Source organism: Noviherbaspirillum agri (genome assembly GCF_054780595.1).
Genome location: NZ_BAAGWA010000001.1, coordinates 1 through 17,054 on the forward strand (window position 1 = coordinate 1; position 17,054 = coordinate 17,054).

The 17,054-nt window shown below is 58.6% G+C and carries 15 protein-coding genes and 1 tRNA gene; 6 read left to right on the forward strand and 10 right to left on the reverse strand.

Annotated features, from left to right (window positions below; genetic code table 11):
* Window positions 1–197: 197 nt before the first annotated feature.
* Window positions 198–632, forward strand: coding sequence for a c-type cytochrome (locus ACYVIA_RS00005; protein WP_460836635.1), 435 nt, complete (start codon window positions 198–200; stop codon window positions 630–632).
* 246 nt (window positions 633–878) lie between these two features.
* On the opposite strand, the gene ACYVIA_RS00010 is transcribed toward ACYVIA_RS00005, so the two are convergent.
* Complete coding sequence (locus ACYVIA_RS00010) at window positions 879–1,301, reverse strand: c-type cytochrome (RefSeq protein ID WP_460836639.1); 423 nt, start codon at window positions 1,299–1,301, stop codon at window positions 879–881.
* A gap of 172 nt (window positions 1,302–1,473) precedes the next feature.
* On the reverse strand, window positions 1,474–2,187 hold the full coding sequence (locus tag ACYVIA_RS00015; RefSeq protein WP_460836643.1) for a DUF6639 family protein: 714 nt from the start codon (window positions 2,185–2,187) through the stop codon (window positions 1,474–1,476).
* 687 nt (window positions 2,188–2,874) lie between these two features.
* On the opposite strand from ACYVIA_RS00015, the gene ahpC reads away from it, so the two are divergent.
* From ahpC to ACYVIA_RS00030, 3 genes are all read left to right on the forward strand, one after another.
* Complete coding sequence (gene ahpC / locus ACYVIA_RS00020; RefSeq protein WP_460836647.1) at window positions 2,875–3,438, forward strand: alkyl hydroperoxide reductase subunit C; 564 nt, start codon at window positions 2,875–2,877, stop codon at window positions 3,436–3,438.
* A gap of 186 nt (window positions 3,439–3,624) precedes the next feature.
* The gene (gene ahpF / locus ACYVIA_RS00025; RefSeq protein ID WP_460836652.1) at window positions 3,625–5,214 is read left to right on the forward strand and encodes an alkyl hydroperoxide reductase subunit F; all 1,590 of its coding nucleotides are present in this window, start codon (window positions 3,625–3,627) and stop codon (window positions 5,212–5,214) included.
* A gap of 97 nt (window positions 5,215–5,311) precedes the next feature.
* Window positions 5,312–6,793, forward strand: a complete 1,482-nt coding sequence (locus tag ACYVIA_RS00030) for a cryptochrome/photolyase family protein (RefSeq protein ID WP_460837613.1) — start codon at window positions 5,312–5,314, stop codon at window positions 6,791–6,793.
* An 86-nt stretch (window positions 6,794–6,879) separates the two neighbouring features.
* Here ACYVIA_RS00030 and ACYVIA_RS00035 read toward each other — a convergent pair.
* Together ACYVIA_RS00035 and ACYVIA_RS00040 are read right to left on the reverse strand one after the other, a co-directional pair.
* Window positions 6,880–6,956: transfer RNA gene (locus tag ACYVIA_RS00035), tRNA-Pro, on the reverse strand.
* Window positions 6,957–7,020: 64 nt separating this feature from the next.
* Window positions 7,021–7,983, reverse strand: coding sequence for a Bug family tripartite tricarboxylate transporter substrate binding protein (locus ACYVIA_RS00040; protein WP_460836656.1), 963 nt, complete (start codon window positions 7,981–7,983; stop codon window positions 7,021–7,023).
* A 101-nt stretch (window positions 7,984–8,084) separates the two neighbouring features.
* Between ACYVIA_RS00040 and ACYVIA_RS00045 the strand changes: the two genes are divergently transcribed.
* Window positions 8,085–9,212 carry a M14 family metallopeptidase gene (locus ACYVIA_RS00045; protein ID WP_460837615.1) on the forward strand — a complete coding sequence of 376 codons (1,128 nt, stop codon included), beginning with the start codon at window positions 8,085–8,087 and terminating at the stop codon, window positions 9,210–9,212.
* Window positions 9,213–9,214: 2 nt separating this feature from the next.
* Window positions 9,215–9,679: a CYTH domain-containing protein gene (locus ACYVIA_RS00050; protein WP_460836658.1), complete on the forward strand. Its 465-nt coding sequence runs from the start codon at window positions 9,215–9,217 to the stop codon at window positions 9,677–9,679.
* 68 nt (window positions 9,680–9,747) lie between these two features.
* On the opposite strand, the gene ACYVIA_RS00055 is transcribed toward ACYVIA_RS00050, so the two are convergent.
* The 6 genes from ACYVIA_RS00055 to ACYVIA_RS00080 all read right to left on the reverse strand — a co-directional run bounded on the left by ACYVIA_RS00055 (window position 9,748) and on the right by ACYVIA_RS00080 (window position 17,008).
* Window positions 9,748–10,995 (reverse strand): DUF2863 family protein, encoded by a 1,248-nt coding sequence (locus ACYVIA_RS00055; protein ID WP_460836662.1) that lies wholly within the window; start codon window positions 10,993–10,995, stop codon window positions 9,748–9,750.
* A gap of 206 nt (window positions 10,996–11,201) precedes the next feature.
* A complete protein-coding gene (locus tag ACYVIA_RS00060) occupies window positions 11,202–11,432 on the reverse strand; it encodes a hypothetical protein (protein WP_460836665.1) in 231 nt (76 codons plus the stop codon).
* Between the two features lie 141 nt (window positions 11,433–11,573).
* Window positions 11,574–14,285 (reverse strand): aconitate hydratase AcnA, encoded by a 2,712-nt coding sequence (acnA, locus tag ACYVIA_RS00065; RefSeq protein ID WP_460836668.1) that lies wholly within the window; start codon window positions 14,283–14,285, stop codon window positions 11,574–11,576.
* Between the two features lie 134 nt (window positions 14,286–14,419).
* Window positions 14,420–14,881: a hypothetical protein gene (locus ACYVIA_RS00070; protein ID WP_460836673.1), complete on the reverse strand. Its 462-nt coding sequence runs from the start codon at window positions 14,879–14,881 to the stop codon at window positions 14,420–14,422.
* 69 nt (window positions 14,882–14,950) lie between these two features.
* Window positions 14,951–15,922: an HpcH/HpaI aldolase/citrate lyase family protein gene (locus tag ACYVIA_RS00075; RefSeq protein WP_460836676.1), complete on the reverse strand. Its 972-nt coding sequence runs from the start codon at window positions 15,920–15,922 to the stop codon at window positions 14,951–14,953.
* A 96-nt stretch (window positions 15,923–16,018) separates the two neighbouring features.
* On the reverse strand, window positions 16,019–17,008 hold the full coding sequence (locus ACYVIA_RS00080; protein ID WP_460836678.1) for a malate dehydrogenase: 990 nt from the start codon (window positions 17,006–17,008) through the stop codon (window positions 16,019–16,021).
* Window positions 17,009–17,054: the final 46 nt, after the last annotated feature.

Below are 17,054 nucleotides of genomic sequence, written 5' to 3' on the forward strand. Positions count from 1 at the left end.
CAATGGCGTCGCCTGGTACGTGACCATGAGCGCCGCATCGACGTCTCCACCGAAATGATTTACGTCGCCATGGGTAGCCTGCTGCTCAAGCGTCTATTCGAGGAAATCTAGTTTTCAAACAGGCTCTAAGATTAATCGTGGTTCGAGTAGGTAATCGGTCCCGTTCGCGGTACGTCCTCATCAGCTCCTGGAGAAAAATGATGATGAATACGACCAAGGTGTGTCTATCGGTTACTGGCGTGGTGCTTTGGAGTGGCCTTGCCTTTGCCCAACAGCCACAGAAGGCAGATGTCGGAAAGCAGGAGTACGAGACGAAATGCGCCGTCTGTCATGGCGCAGGCGGCAAGGGCGATGGACCGATGGCGGGACAGCTGCGCACGCGTCCGTCCGACCTGACCGTGCTGGCGAGGAAGAATCAGGGCGTCGTGCCGGTGGCTCGCATGTTTGAAGTCATCGAGGGCGCCAATATTCCGGCCCATGGCACGCGGGAGATGCCGGTCTGGGGAAGGGAATTCCGGATCGAAGACGCCCAGTACTACAAGGAAGCGCGAGGCAGTTATGACCCCGCTGTACTGGTACGTGCACGAATCCTGGCGCTGATCGATTACATCAGCCGCATTCAGGCGCGCTGAGGCCGAGTGACCTTATCTGTGCCGGTGCGGTAGAGCCGCATTATGGTCGTTCAGAAGCGTTGATTATTCGTTTGACCCCTGTCGAGCGCGGCCGGGGGCTTTTCGCCGGGCTTGCACGAGCTCGATTGGAAGAGGTTTTTCTCGCTTCGACGTCAGATCTTACCCGGCAAGCATGCATCGTCCCAAAGCCAGGCAGTTGCTAACAATGTGCGCGGCGAAGCTGCAGTCAGAACGGCGTGCGGGGCACTATTTTTGCTGCAGCCGGTTCAGGTATTCGATCAAAGTGAGAATGCGCCGTTGTACGTCTTCCCGGCTGCTCGTGATGGCATGCGAATACTCGCTTGCCTGGACCTTGTATTCCCATCCCCATACCGGCATTTCGCGCGTTCCGTGCGCGGCGACGTCGGCGCCTTCGATCACCTCATAGGCTCTGGCAAAAGGGAAAACGCCGCCATTTTTCTTTGCCAGTACCGTCAGGTCGGTCGGCGGTGTTTTCAGCTGGGTAGCGATCGGGCCGTCACCTTTGCCTTGGGCGCCGTGACAGCTTGCGCAGCTGGTCCGAAACTCTATCTGTCCGGCGTCCGGCTTTCCGGACTTGTCCTGTGCTGTGGCGGAGATGCTGGTAGCAGCGAAAGCCAAGACGATCGTGGCATGCAAGTATGTCGACATAGGGCCACCCTGAGGCTGGAAGGTTGAGAAACCAACTGTTTCACACTATCGCATGCAGCGCTGTGCTTAATTTGAGCGCGATCAAGTGAGACATTGGGCCATGCGCGATGAAGAGTGGCTGCGTCCCATCTGAAAACCGGCATGCTGTTTTCTCTTGCGCAGTGCGTCTAAGCTAAAAGCCGTCTCCGACATCCGCCATCGCTTTTCCGTCGAGGATCGCTTCAACGAACTCGCGGCCATTCTTCTGGTGAATAAAATGCCGATAGGCAGTCACCCCGAAACGGACGGGGTCGATCATATAGACCAGCACGTCATGCAGTCCTGCATCGTTGCCTGTGGCATCGTCCGGATACAGGTTGAGGATTTGCCTGCGCTGGGCGCGCGCCATTGTCGACAGCAGCGTCACATAAGCGATGTACTCCTCGGCAAGGATCGATGGCTCCTCGATGCGGAAGTTATGCGCTGAAACGGCGTGCGTGACTTCGTGGGAGACTATGCCGCGGTAGACCTCGCGATCAACGGGGAGGCAGTACCACTCGCGCCGTTTCTCGAGCACAGCGTACTTGAGAACAAGAATGCGCCGCTCCTCCTTGATATAAGCGCCAAGTGCTGACGGATTGACGGCATCGGGCATGTCGTCGACGATCTCGATCGTGATGTCCGGCGGAATTGCCAACCCGAGGTTTTCCAGCAACTGGATGGCACGGTCCGCGCCTTCGCAGGCAGCCATTGCGTCTTCCTTGAGGCGAGACTTCACTTTGACATGAGGAAGCGCACATGCATGGAGTTCGGCTCCTTGCGTCATCGCAGAAGCGGCGCTGGCACCAAGGAGCATGCCCACCACAAAGGCAAAGGAGGAAAAGTGGCGCAGGTCAATTGCTGCCATCAAACGCCTGGTTTCCATTGGATGCGAATTCCGTGGTTCACCGACTGAAATATTTTTTCGCCGTTTCTTAACAAGCTATACCTTCGGTATCTTCATGCGATGTCTTCGCTCAAGAGGGCGTTTGAATATCGGTTCGGAGGTGACGCCGGGCAGAAAGCCGCAAAAGATTCGTAGCATGATGATGTCGTCTTCAAGCCTTTTTAGACGACGCTGATCTGCGATCCGGCGCAGGATGCGATCGATATACGCGGCCGGCTATCCCTACGCTGGAGCATCTCTCGAGCACGCACATCAGGCTTTTTTTTCGCTCTTCGCATCGGCAAGGCAAGTAATGAACTTTACGTTGGCGTACTGGTGTCCAAGGGCGAAGCAAGGCCGGCGGGTGGCCATTGCCTGGCTGGCTGAGTCGCGTAGTTCCATAATGCGGCAGTCCGGACTTCACGCTGTGGCGGACGACCAAAGGCACTTCCTCGTGTACTGGGTAACCGACGGCCGCAAGCCTGCGAGTAGAAGCCCATTTTCTCCTGAAGGTGACGACTTTTCCGCAGCCATGTCCCGTCGCGCGGCTATCAAATCTCAATAAAAATAACCTATTGCGCTGATTAAATATATTGGTTTTACAAATCGTTCGTTCATGTCTAATATGCAGCCTGTGCAGTCAATTTGTTCAACCAAGAGAGGAAAAACATGTCCCTGATTAATACCCAAGTGAAACCGTTCAAGGCAACCGCTTTCCATAATGGCAAGTTCGTCGAAGTCACAGAAAACGACCTGAAGGGCAAGTGGTCGGTGGTGTGCTTCTACCCGGCTGACTTTACCTTCGTTTGCCCGACCGAGCTGGGCGACCTGGCCGACAACTATGACACCTTCAAGTCGATGGGCGTGGAAGTCTACGGCGTGTCGACCGATACCCACTTCACGCACAAGGCATGGCACGATACCTCGGACACGATCAAGAAGATCCGCTATCCGCTGATCGGCGACCCGACCGGTGTCATCACCCGCAACTTCGACGTGATGATTGAAGAAGAAGGCTTGGCGCTGCGCGGCACCTTCGTGATCAATCCGGAAGGTCAGATCAAGCTGTGCGAAATTCATGACAACGGCATCGGCCGCGACGCCAAGGAACTGCTGCGCAAAGTGCAGGCAGCCCAGTACGTCGCATCGCACCCGGGTGAAGTTTGCCCGGCCAAGTGGACCCCGGGTGAGAAGACCCTGGCTCCGTCGCTGGACCTCGTCGGCAAGATCTAAATCATTGTTCGGCGCGCCAGGCAACAGCAGGCGCGCCAGCTTCCCGGGCACAGCGGAAGTCATGCGCGCGCCCGGAGGCAGCACCACTCCCCGATCATTATTTTCTTGACCGGCAGCCTTGTCTGATCCGGAAGTGGCACTGCACACTCTTGAACATTGCAATCCATCCTCATAAGGGAAATCGTCATGCTGGACAACAACCTCAAAACCCAATTGAAGGCATACCTCGAAAAGGTCTCCCAACCGATCGAGATCACTGCATCGCTGGACAGCAGCGAGGCATCCCATGAAATGTCGTCACTGCTGAACGACATCGCCAATCTTTCCGCGCTCATCACGCTGACCGAGAAGCGCGGCGCCGACGCACAAGGAGAACGCACGCCGTCGTTTGCGATCACCCGCAAGGGCTCGGACATGGGTATTCGCTTTGCCGGCATCCCGATGGGCCACGAGTTCACCTCGCTGGTGCTGGCGCTGCTGCAGGCAGGCGGACACCCGCCGAAAGTCGATGCAGACGTGATCGAGCAGATTCGTGGTCTGGAAGGCGAATTCCGCTTTGAAACCTACATCTCGCTGTCCTGCCAGAACTGCCCGGACGTGGTGCAGGCGCTGAACCTGATGGCCGTGCTCAACCCGAACATCCGCCATGTAATGATCGACGGCGCGCTGTTCCAGGACGAAGTGAAGGAGCGCCAGGTCATGGCGGTGCCGACCGTGTATCTCAACGGCCAAGTATTCGGCCAGGGCCGCATGGGTCTCGAAGAGATCCTCGCCAAGATCGACACCGGCGCAGCCGAGCGCGAAGCAGCCAAGCTCGCGAAAAAAGACGTGTTCGACGTGCTGGTGGTCGGCGGCGGGCCTGCAGGTTCGGCAGCGGCAATCTACGCAGCACGCAAGGGCATCCGCACCGGCGTGGTGGCCGAGCGCTTCGGCGGCCAGGTGCTCGACACGCTGGCAATCGAAAACTTCATCTCGGTGAAGGAGACCGAAGGGCCGAAGCTCGCCGTCGCGATGGAACAGCACGTCAAGGAATACGACGTGGATGTGATGAACCTGCAACGCGCGTCAAAGCTGATCCCGGGCGACACCATCGAAGTGCAGCTCGCCAGCGGCGCGAGCCTGAAGGCAAAGAGCGTGATCCTTGCCACCGGCGCGCGCTGGCGCGAAATGAACGTGCCGGGCGAGAAGGAATACCGCAACCGCGGCGTGGCCTACTGCCCGCACTGCGACGGCCCGCTGTTCAAGGGCAAGCGCGTGGCGGTGATCGGAGGCGGCAACTCCGGCGTGGAAGCGGCAATCGACCTCGCGGGCATTGTTGCGCATGTGACGCTGCTCGAGTTCGACAGCAAGCTGCGTGCCGATGCGGTGCTGCAGCGCAAGCTGTTCAGCCTGCCGAATGTGACGGTGATTACGCAAGCGCAAACTACCGAAGTGACCGGCGATGGCAACAAGGTCAACGGCCTGCGCTACACTAGCCGTGCAAACGGCCAGTCGCATCTGGTCGAGCTCGAAGGCATCTTCGTGCAGATCGGTTTGCTGCCGAACACCGATTGGCTCAAAGGCACAGTGGCTCTATCCAACCGTGGCGAGATCGAAATCAATGCACGCGGCGAGACCTCGGTCCCCGGCGTGTTCGCCGCCGGCGACGCAACGACCGTGCCGTACAAGCAGATCGTCATCGCCATGGGCGAAGGATCGAAGGCAGCGCTGTCCGCATTCGATCACCTGATCCGCACGTCGGCACCGGAGGAGCAAGTTACGCTTGCCGTAGCCTGACCGGCATTGGTTTCATGCACCACAAAAGCCACCGCTTTGCCGGTGGCTTTGATTTATCTATTCCCTGAATACGCATAATGACAAGGTAATGCAGCCCATGGCCCGCTACCGCAAATCACTGGTCTGGTTCCGTCGCGACTTGCGCACCTTTGACCACGCCGCGCTGCACCAGGCGCTTGTTCAAAGCAATGAAGTGTTTTGCGTCTTTGTTTTCGATACGGACATTCTCGACAGCCTGCCGCGCCGGGACCGGCGCGTGGAATTCATTCACGCCAGCGTGACGGAACTGGACGCGGAGCTGCGCCGGCTGGGCGGAGCATTGATCGTGCGGCACGCATGCGCCACAGACGAAATCCCGCGCCTGGCGGCTCAACTGGGCGTGGATGCAGTCTTTGCCAATCGCGACTACGAGCCGCAGGCAATCGAGCGCGACACCCGGGTTGCGCAACAACTGCAGGCGGATGGCCGGGACTTCCTGGACTTCAAGGACCAGGTCGTCTTCGAGAAAAACGAGGTGCTTTCCCAAGCGGGCAAACCGTTTTCCGTCTTCACGCCCTACAAGAACGCCTGGCTCAAAACACTGGCACAGGATGAAGAAAACCTCACCGCTTCGTATCCAGTCGAGTCGCTTTGCGCGCGCCTCGCGAAAGGATCGACGGCGGGCATTCCTTCGCTTGCCGAGCTCGGTTTCGAAAAGACCGATCTCGGAGAACTGCGCCTGCCCGCGGGCATGAGCGGCGCAGCGGTGCTGCTCGACGACTTCCTGACGCGCATCGCCTCCTATGACAGGACGCGCGACTACCCGGCGGTCAAGGGGCCGTCCTATCTGTCGGTGCACTTGCGCTTTGGCACCGTCTCAATCCGGCAACTGGTGCGCCTCGCGCGCGATTTCACCCGCGCCGGGGCGTGCCGCGGCGCCGATGTCTGGCTGTCGGAACTGATCTGGCGCGACTTTTACTTCATGATCCTGCACGCGTATCCGCACGTCGCAGTGGCCGCGTTCAAGCGCGAATACGACCGCATCGACTGGGAATCCGGCCCGGAGTCAGAGGCGTTGTTTACCGCCTGGTGCGAGGGCCGAACCGGCTATCCGCTGGTAGACGCCGCCATGGCGCAACTGAACCGGACCGGCTACATGCACAACCGCTTGCGCATGGTGACTGCGTGTTTCCTGATCAAGGACCTCGGCATCGACTGGCGATGCGGCGAGCGTTATTTCGCGGAAAAGCTGAATGACTACGATCTGGCCGCCAACAATGGCGGCTGGCAGTGGGCCGCCTCGTCGGGCTGCGACGCGCAGCCTTATTTCCGCATCTTCAATCCTGTCACACAGTCGGAAAAATTCGACGCGGACGGCAAGTTCATTCGCCGCTACCTGCCGCAGCTGGAAGGGCTGTCTAACAGGAAAATCCATGCTCCCTGGCTGGCAACGCAGGAAGAGTTGCGTCTGGCGGGCGTGACGCTGGGGCGCGATTATCCGCTTCCAGTCGTGCAGCACGATGCGGCACGGCAGCGCACGCTGCAGCGTTATGCAGTCGTCCGGCAGCGGCCGACGACGCAGGACTTGCTGGAGATCTAGTGTTCTGTTTTTAGGACACGACCAAGGAATGGACGCTAGAAAACAAAAAGGGTTACAGACTGAAATCTGTAACCCTTTGATTTTCGTGGTCGGGGTGGCGGGATTCGAACTCGCGACCCCTTGCACCCCATGCAAGTGCGCTACCAGGCTGCGCTACACCCCGACGAGCTGGCTATTATAGCAGAGCGAAATTGCTTTCTGCCATGCACGGCGATCGGAAAACTCGCTTAGTCCAGTGTCGCGCCGGTTTTTTTGATGATCTTGGCCCATTTTCTGGCTTCCCCGGCAATCAGTGTCTTGAAGGCTTCCGGTGAACCGCCGGCCGGCTCGAGTCCGGCAGTGTTCAGGCGCGCTTTTACGTCCGGCATATGCAGGATCGCATCGATATCGCGGTTCAGTTGTTGGACGATGTCCGGCGGTGTACCCGCCGGCACAAGTACACCGTTCCAGGTCTGTGATTCAAATTTCGGCACGCCGGACTCGGCGACCGTCGGGAGGTCCGGCATCAGGGAAAAGCGTGTCGCGCTGCTGACGGCGAGCGCTTTCATTTTTCCGTTTTTGACATGCGGCATGACGACCGACGGCACGGCAAACAGCATGTCGGTGTCGCCGGTCGCGACGGACAGTGCTGCGGGCGGTGCGCCGTTGTAGGGAATGTGTACGGCATGGATCCCCGCCATGCTCTTGAACAACTCCATCGTCAGGTGGGAAGACGAACCGTTTCCGACCGATGCGTAGTTCAGCTTGCCGGGATTCTTTTTCGCATGCGCGAGCAACTCTGCGACATTCCTGACCGGTAAACCGGCATGCACCGCCAGCACATTGGGCTGGGAGCTGGTCTGAATGACCGGCGTCAGGTCTTTTTGCGGGTCATAGGGAAGCCTGGTGAGGAACTGTGTAAAGGCAAGCGGACCATTGAAGGAGATCAGCAGCGTATGGCCGTCCGGTACGGCCCTGGCGACGGTGCCTGTGGCAATGGTGCCGGATGCACCAGGGATGTTGTCGATGACGATGGGCTGGCCGAGTTTGTCCTTCAGCTTGTCGCTGATAGTCCGTGCGATGATGTCCAGCGAGGAGCCGCCCGGTGCGGCGACGACAAACCGGATGGGTCGCGAGGGCCAGGTGTCGGCATGGGTGAACGGCGCGATGAGGCAGAGCAGGGACAGCAGCAGTACTTTGGGAAATGTCATTGTCGACTTTGCGGGGAATGCATAAAACCCGCAGAATAGCACCTGACTTAACAACATTGAAAAGCCGCCCGTGATGGTTATCACTGGATGGCAATGTGACTATGCCGATCAAGATCAGCCATCAATTCGATGCCGGTTCAATTGAAGTTGTCAGCGCCGGCAGCGCTACAAGCATCGAACTCAAGCTTCGCAAGGATTCGCATGCGGACGTCTTGCAGTGGTTTTATTTCCGCGTGCAGGGAGCGCGTGGCGAGAAGTGCGTGATGCGCTTCCTTAACGCCGGGCAGGCCGCGTTTGCAGATGGCTGGGAAAACTACCATGCCGTTGCCAGCTATGACAGGAAGCACTGGTTCCGTGTCCCGACCACGTATGACGGGCAGGTATTGACCGTTACCCATGTGCCCGAGCGCGACAGCGTGTACTACGCCTACTTCGAGCCCTATTCATGGGAGCGTCATCTGGAGCTGCTTGGTCGCATCGAGAATTCTTCCCTGGCACGCGTGGGTGACATCGGTAGCAGCGTGGACGGACGCGACATCAATCTCGCGGTGATCGGCGATCCGGCGGCGGCGAAGAAAGTGTGGGTGATCGCGCGTCAGCATCCCGGTGAAACAATGTCGGAATGGTTTGTCGAGGGCATGCTCGACGCACTCCTTGATCACAGCAATCCGATTGCGCGGCGGGTGTTGCAACAGGCAGTGTTCTATGTGGTGCCGAACATGAATCCGGACGGCGCCGTACGCGGCAATCTGCGCACCAATGCCGCGGGCGCGAACCTCAACAGGGAATGGATGTCGCCTTCGCTGGAGCGCAGCCCGGAAGTCTATGCCGTGAAGAACAGGATGCATGGCATCGGCTGTGACCTGTTTCTTGACGTGCATGGCGACGAAACGCTCCCGTACGTTTTTGTCGCCGGCTGCGAGATGCTGGAAGGTTTCACGGCAGCGCAGCAGGCGGAGCAGGCGGCGTTCATCGATGCATTCAAGCAGGCCAGCCCCGATTTTCAAACAGCGCACGGCTACGAGCCGACGAAATATCGCGAGGAGATGTTGCAGCTCGCATCAAAATATATCGGCCACACGTTCGGCTGCCTGTCCCTGACACTGGAAATGCCCTTCAAGGACAACGCAGACTTGCCGGATCCTCTCGTCGGTTGGGATGGCGCACGCAGCGTGGAACTGGGGAGGGCAATACTGCAGCCCATCCTGCACACGCTGACAAGAGGTTGAACATGGGTGTGGAAATCGAAAGGAAGTTCCTCGTTCGCAACCAGGACTGGAAGGCGCTGGGGCAGGGCGTGCTGCTTCGGCAGGGTTATCTTTCTTCCGCTCCGGAGCGAATCGTACGCGTGCGCATCGAGGGGAACACCGCCATGCTGACAATCAAGGGGCGAACCAGCGGCATGACGCGTTCGGAATGGGAGTATCCCGTTCCCATGCAGGATGCGCAGGTTTTCCTCGACAAGCTGTGCGAACGCCCGATCATCGAAAAATACCGATACCGCATTCCCTTTGAGGGCTTGGTGTGGGAGGTTGACGAATTCCTCGGCGAGAATGCAGGTCTCGTCGTGGCCGAGGTCGAGCTGAAATCGGAGCAGCAGGCATTTGCCAGACCAGAATGGATCGGTGACGAGGTCACGCACGACGCACGCTATTTCAACGCCAACCTGCTGCGTCTTCCCTACACGAAGTGGTGACGCTGGCGCGTTAAGCGACTACGCGCCCATATCAATACGACTACAACGCGAACGATGGCCGGCGAATGTCAGTGGAAATGTCCTGTCCCCGCCGGGGCGTCTTCCGGCATCTCTGCGTGCACGAGTTCCGCATCCGGATCGGGATAGAGCGGGGCGCCGCAATCATCACAAAATTCCATCGGAAACGTTTCCGTATGGCGTTTGATATGCGTGATGCCGCAGGCGCGCAGCAGCGCGACGATCTCTTCCAGCGGCGTGCGCATTTCAGTGTCGAGCACTTCCGGTGTGGTGAGTGCTTCGAAGCTCGTCGAGACAGGCTCCTCCTCATCCTCCCTGCCGTAGAGCGGCCAGACGACGCCGTAGATCACTTCCGGGTTTTGGCGCAAGGTGAAGCCGATGCGGTATTCATCGACACGGCCTTCCACTGTATCTTCGCTGAAGCCGCCAATGATGGCGCGCAGCCCGCTGGCTTCCACGCCGAGGGTATGGGTAAGGAAATGGACTGCCGCACGGATTGATGCGGGACGGATATGCTTGTCTGCCTCGCGGCAGGCGACGTAGTAGGCTTCGGGCATCAGCAATTCGACACCGCAACCGGGCAGGAGCGACGCGATGTTCGGCATCGCTTGGGCGCGCCATTGCGCCAGCGCTCGTGCGCGATCGGCGGTGTTTGCTGTCGCCTGCCAGGTAAACAACGGGGTACCGACCGGCGCGGCAACAGCAGCGAGCAGGTAACGCGTGTCGGCGAGGAAGGGCGCGGTTTCCGGCGCATTGCTCAGCGTACGTAATGGCGCACCTTTGATGGCAGCTTGCGCCATGCGTTGTGTCAGCGTATAGGTTTCCGCATGGGTCCGTGGCAACTGGTCGATCGCAAACAGGGTTGGTGCCATCGAAAGATACGTGTCCGGCGCCAGCAGGTGCCCGTGCAGATGCGCTGTCAGGGTCGTGCGCATGTCCTCGGCAATCGCGCCGGAGGCAATCGAAAAACGCGTCCATGCAAGGATCGGCGCGGCAATGAGCAACGCCTGATACTGGACGCCATCATGCTCGATCACGCAAGACTCGCTGCCAGCCTCCACCGACTCCATCAGCGCGTCGTACGCGTTCAGGTCAGTCCTGAACAGATGCTCCAGCGCAGCATCGATGGTCTCCTGATGCCCGCTCTTGAGTGCTTTGAGGATGAGACTATCCAGCGAATGTTCCCAGGTGCGTTCCTCCACACGGCTGGCGGCCTGTGCCAAGCCTTGTGCGAGGGAAACCATGCGTTGGCTGTCGGTAGACAATTTGTTGGACGAGCTTTTGGACAAACGGCGCATGACGAATCAGGACTGGAGCGAAGGAACCGTATTGTAGATGATTCAACAGGCAGCCACCAAAAGGCGGGAGAGCCGGTCGGCGTTGATGGCGAAGCATCTTGACCTTACGAGGCCGGGTAACCGATGCCGAACCCGCATAGCAGTATATGCCCAAAAAACAAAAAAGCCGCATGGCGAGTCCATGCGGCTTTGCGGGGGAACAGGAATTACTTCGATGCTTCCGGTGCAGCAGTTGCAGGTGCTGCCGGAGCTGCAGGAGCAGCCGGTGCTGCTGCAGGCGCTTCCGGTTCGGAAGCGGCGCCGTGGGCAGGCGCGGAAGCCTCCGTGGGATTATGGCCTCCCGCTTCGCCCGCCATGTCAACCTTGTCGCCGCCTTTCATGATGACGAACAGGGCGAGAAGCGCAAAAGCGATAAATCCTACGAAAATTTTCCACATGATATGTCTCCAAAGATAGGTATCGAAAAACGCCGTATGTTCGGCTTTTTTCCGAAGGCTACAGGCGGTTTCTTACGCCTGCCTTGCAAACCCGGTCCCCGACCCGCACTCCTGCAACGCGAGCCGGGGAGTTGCAGGCAGTTATGCCGCCAAAAGCTGGCGCAGCACGAACGGCAGGATGCCGCCGTGCTTGTAGTAGTCCACCTCGATCGGCGTATCGATGCGCAACAGCAGGTTCACATCCTGCTTGCTGCCATCGGTACGTGTGATTACCAGCTTCACTCGTTGCTGCGGCTTGATGTCGCCCTCGATGCCTTGCAGGTCGAAGGTTTCGTTGCCCGTGATGCCAATCGACTGCACGCTGTCTTCTCCAAGGAACTGTAGCGGCAGCACACCCATGCCGACCAGGTTGGAGCGATGGATGCGCTCGAAGGAGCGGGCGACGACTGCCTTCACGCCCAGCAGTTGCGTACCCTTTGCCGCCCAGTCGCGAGATGAACCGGTCCCATACTCCTCCCCGGCAAAGATCATCGTCGGCACGCCGTCCTTGATGTACTGCATTGCCGCGTCGTAAATCGACATTTGTTTGCCGCTCGGCTGGTGGATCGTCAAGCCGCCTTCGATGCGGGAACCGTCTTCCTTCGGCGGGATCATCAGGTTCTTGATGCGCACGTTGGCAAAAGTGCCGCGCATCATCACTTCATGATTGCCGCGGCGCGAGCCGTAGGAGTTGAAGTCGGCTTTCATCACGCCGTTTTCCAGCAGCCATTTGCCAGCCGGGCTCGATTCCTTGATCGAACCGGCAGGGGAGATGTGGTCGGTCGTGATCGAATCGCCGAACACGCCCAGTGCGCGGGCTCCAGTGATGCCACCTGCCGCCGCCTTCGGTTGCATGCCGAATTCCTCGAAGAACGGCGGCTCGGCGATGTAGGTCGATTTCGGCCAGTTGTACACATCGCCGGATGCCACGCCCTTGATCTTTTCCCACAGCTGGCCCGGAGCGCTCTGCACCTCGGCGTAGTTTTCCTTGAAGACCTTGACGTTCATCGCAAATTTCATCAGCTTGGCAATTTCCGCCGAAGACGGCCAGATATCGCCGATGTAGATGTCGCGACCGCCCTTGCCCTTGCCGACGGGTTCGGTCATCAGGTCCTTGGTCACGTTGCCTGCGATCGCATACGCGACGACCAGCGGCGGCGAGGCCAGGAAGTTGGAGCGGATGTTCGGATGAATGCGCGCTTCAAAGTTACGGTTGCCCGACAGCACAGCGGACGCAACGATGTCGTTCTTGACGATCGCTTCATTGATTTCCGGCGTCAGGTCGCCCGCATTGCCGATACAGGTAGTGCAGCCGTAAGCAGCCACGCCAAATCCGAGCTGCTCGAGGTAGGGCAGCAGGCCGGCGGCTTCCAGGTACTTGGTCACGACACGTGACCCAGGCGCGAGCGAGGTCTTGATGTGCGGTGCGACCGTGAGGCCCGCTTCGACCGCCTTCTTCGCCAGCAGGCCGGCAGCCAGCAGTACGCTCGGGTTGGACGTATTGGTGCAGGACGTAATCGCGGCAATCAGCACGTCGCCGTTCTTGATCTTGATCGCGTTCGACGTCTCGTACGTAGCGTCGAGATCTTCGGCTTTCTTGTTGAAGCCGTTTTCCGTAACAGGTTTGGAGAAGAGTTCGGAGAAGGTCGATTTGACCTTGCCGATCTCGATGCGGTCCTGCGGGCGTTTCGGGCCTGCGAGCGATGGTGCAACTGTGCCAAGATCCAACTCGACAACACTGGAGTAATCGATTTCGCCTGCCTTTGGAATGCCGAACAATCCCTGCGCCTTGAAGTAGGCTGCGAAGGCGTCGATTTCCTCCTTGGTGCGGCCGGTTCCCTGGAAGTATTCAATGGTGGCGTCGTCCACCGGGAAGAAACCCATTGTCGCGCCGTATTCCGGCGCCATATTGGCAATGGTGGCGCGGTCGGTGGTCGACAGGGATTCGGTGCCTTCGCCAAAAAATTCGACGAACTTGCCGACGACCTTGTGCTTGCGCAGCAGTTCGGTGATTGTCAGCACCAGGTCGGTGGCGGTCACGCCTTCGCGCAACACGCCTTTCAGGTTCACACCGACTACGTCGGGCGTCAGGAAGTAGACCGGCTGACCAAGCATGCCAGCCTCGGCCTCGATGCCGCCTACTCCCCAGCCAACGACGCCGATGCCGTTGATCATGGTGGTATGGGAGTCGGTGCCGACCAGCGTGTCGGGGTAGTACACGCCATCCTTGTTGTGTACGCCGCGCGCCAGGTACTCGAGGTTTACCTGATGCACGATGCCGAAGCCCGGCGGCACGACGCCGAAGGTATCGAAAGCCTGCATGCCCCATTTCATGAACTGGTAGCGCTCGTTGTTGCGCTGGAATTCCAGTTTCATGTTCAGATCCAGCGCGTTCTTGTCGCGGAAATGGTCGATCTGCACCGAATGGTCGACGACCAGGTCAACCGGCACCAGCGGTTCAATGTTCTTCGGCTTCTTTCCCATCTTGGACGCGACCCCGCGCATTGCAGCCAGGTCTGCGAGGAGGGGGACGCCGGTAAAGTCCTGCAATACGACACGCGCAACTACAAACGGGATTTCATCGACGCGAGCCGCGTTCGCACTCCAGTTTGCGAGTTGCCGGACATGCTCTTCCGTCACTTTCTTGCCGTCACAGTTGCGCAGTACCGATTCCAGCACGATGCGGATCGATACCGGCAGGCGCGAAATACTCACGCCAAGCTGCTTTTCCAGCGCCGGAAGCGAGTAGAACTTTCCCTTGCGGGAACCCGAGATTTTGAATTCCGTGAGCGTGTTCAGTGTATTGCGGGACATAGCCACTCCTTAAATTATTGTTACGGGGCTTGGTGAATGGAGCTTGGAACCGGGGCTTAGAACCGTACGAGCGGGACGCCGTCCATGCACAAAGCACATGGGGGCGTCCCAGATTTATCTGAAGAAAGTCTGTGTCAGCCGTTCTCCGCTACCTTTTGCGCCTGCTGTTCCGGGCTCTTGCATTCATTGGCAAGTTGCCTGCCTTTCTTGGAGTCGAGCAGCATGCCTTTGGCCGGAATACCAATCCAGACCAGACCATTCTGGGTATTCTCGAAGCGCTGTGCGCCGGTTGTGGTACTAACGCGCGTCATGCGGTGCATGCGCTTGTTCCACTGCAGAGCGATCTGCTGGTCATTATTGGCATCGGTGTAGATCGTCAGTTTGTTGCCGAGTTCGCAATCGTATGCCGTTGGTAACAGGCCGACCACATCCGGCTCGTCGCTCTTTGCAGTACGGGCTTTCTTGGGTGTGGCAGATGCTTTATGCACGGCCGCTTTTGTGGCGTCCTCTTTCGCAGGTGCGGTCGCGGCTATGGCCGACGTGGCGCCGCATGTAAATCCGACGCTGAAAAGAATGAGTGATGTCAGGTTCTTCATGTTGAAGCTTTCTCCTCTCTAGAGCACGCGCCGTGTAATTGGTTTTATGGGAGCGTCACATGTTATTAATTAAAACAGGCTTTCCGACGAGTCCGGCAATGTCATGCCGCTCGCGCGTGCGCGTTGCAAGATTGTCCAGTAATAGCGGTAGCTGGCGCGGTCATGCAACGTGCCTTTGTATTGTATCGGACCCCACTGGTTAGCTTGTGCCGAAAGCAGGATATGTGTTGCGTCGTTGACTTCTGCAATGTCCGGCGAAAGCGCTTTCAGTATCGGTTTGATCTGGTCCGGATGGATGCTCCACATTCTCGTATAACCAAATTCTAGTGCCGCGCAGCTTGCATCGGCGGCAACGACGCTTAAATCCTTGATCTCTGTCGTCACGTTATGGGAAGGAACCTTTCCATGTGCGTGGCATGCTGCCGCAATTTCCAATTTTGCACGCCGCACCAGAGGATGGTTGAACTGTCCGGGAGAACGCATCGCGCTGCCGGGTATGGCGCCATAGTGCGCGGACACGAAATCCATCACGCCGAACGACAAACATTCAACCTGGGGCAGCGCGGCAATGGCATGCGCTTCTGCAAGCGCCCCATGGGATTCGATCAGTACATGTACCGGCAGGTTCACGCGGTTGTGCCGAGTTGCGTGGGTATTGATGATGTCGACGGCACGCTTCACGTCTGCGACGCCATCAACCTTGGGGACAACGAGATAAGCGAGGCGACTGGCCGCCCCTTCGCAGATGAGGGAGATATCCTGCTCAAAGCAGGGGTGGGTCAAGTCATGGACACGTGCGCCAATGCGGTTGAAACGGTTGTTGTCGCTATTGATCAGCGCCGCCACCAGCTTCGCATGCGCCTCTTCATTCCCGGCGCTGGCACCGTCTTCGCAATCGAACGTGATGTCGAACACCGGACCAAGTTCTTGCTGCAGTGCAATCGACTTTCGCATCAGCTTTTCGGAGCCGGCGTAGTGATCGCAAACGGGAATTGATACCGGTTGGTGTTTGCCCTGGAATAAGACCGCGGACGGGTGCATAGGCAGCCTCGCTTCAGGTGGGTTCCAAAAAACAGAAAGGCAAGTGGCGAAACCGTACGAGACGGTTCGGCACTTGCCTCATGGCTTGGGGAAGACTTAGCCTACCAGATGCTTGACGCCTTCACGCTCTTCCATCAGTTCCTTCAGCGTCAGGTTGATACGCTCTTGCGAGAATGCATCAATGTCCAGACCCTGAACGATCTTGTATTCGCCATTCTCGGTCGTGACCGGGAAGCCGAACATGGTGTCCTTCGGAATGCCGTAGGAACCGTCGGACGGAATGCCCATCGTGGTCCACTTGCCGTTGGTGCCGAGCACCCAGTCACGGACGTGGTCGATTGCTGCATTGGCTGCCGATGCGGCGGAAGAGAGGCCGCGTGCTTCGATGATCGCTGCGCCGCGCTTGCCGACGGTCGGGAGGAACGTGTCCTTGTTCCAGACATCGTCATTGATCATTTCCTTGACCGACTTGCCGTCGATGGTCGCGAAGCGGTAGTCAGCGTACATGGTCGGGGAGTGGTTGCCCCACACGCACAGCTTCTCGATCGAGGAAACCGGCTTGCCGGTCTTCTGGGCGATTTGCGACAGCGCGCGGTTGTGATCCAGACGCAGCATGGCGGTGAAGTTCTTGGCCGGCAGGTTCGGAGCCGATTTCATGGCGATGTAGGCGTTGGTGTTGGCCGGGTTGCCGACAACCAGAACCTTGACGTTGCGCGATGCGACCGCGTCGAGAGCCTTGCCTTGTACCGTGAAGATCTGTGCGTTGGCTTCCAGCAAATCCTTGCGCTCCATGCCCGGGCCGCGCGGACGTGCGCCAACCAGCAGGGCAACGTCAGCATCCTTGAATGCGGTCATCGGGTCGCTGTGGGCGGTCATGCCTGCCAGCAGCGGGAATGCGCAGTCGTCGATTTCCATCATGACGCCCTTGAGTGCCTTCTGGGCTTTCTCATCCGGGATTTCGAGCAGCTGCAGGATGACAGGCTGATCTTTGCCCAGCATGTCGCCATTGGCGATGCGGAACAGCAGGGAGTAGCCGATTTGGCCGGCGGCGCCGGTGACGGCAACGCGCATTGGGGCTTTAGCCATGATGAATCTCCAAAGTGGGAATGAAAACGGTGACGAGAAACATTAC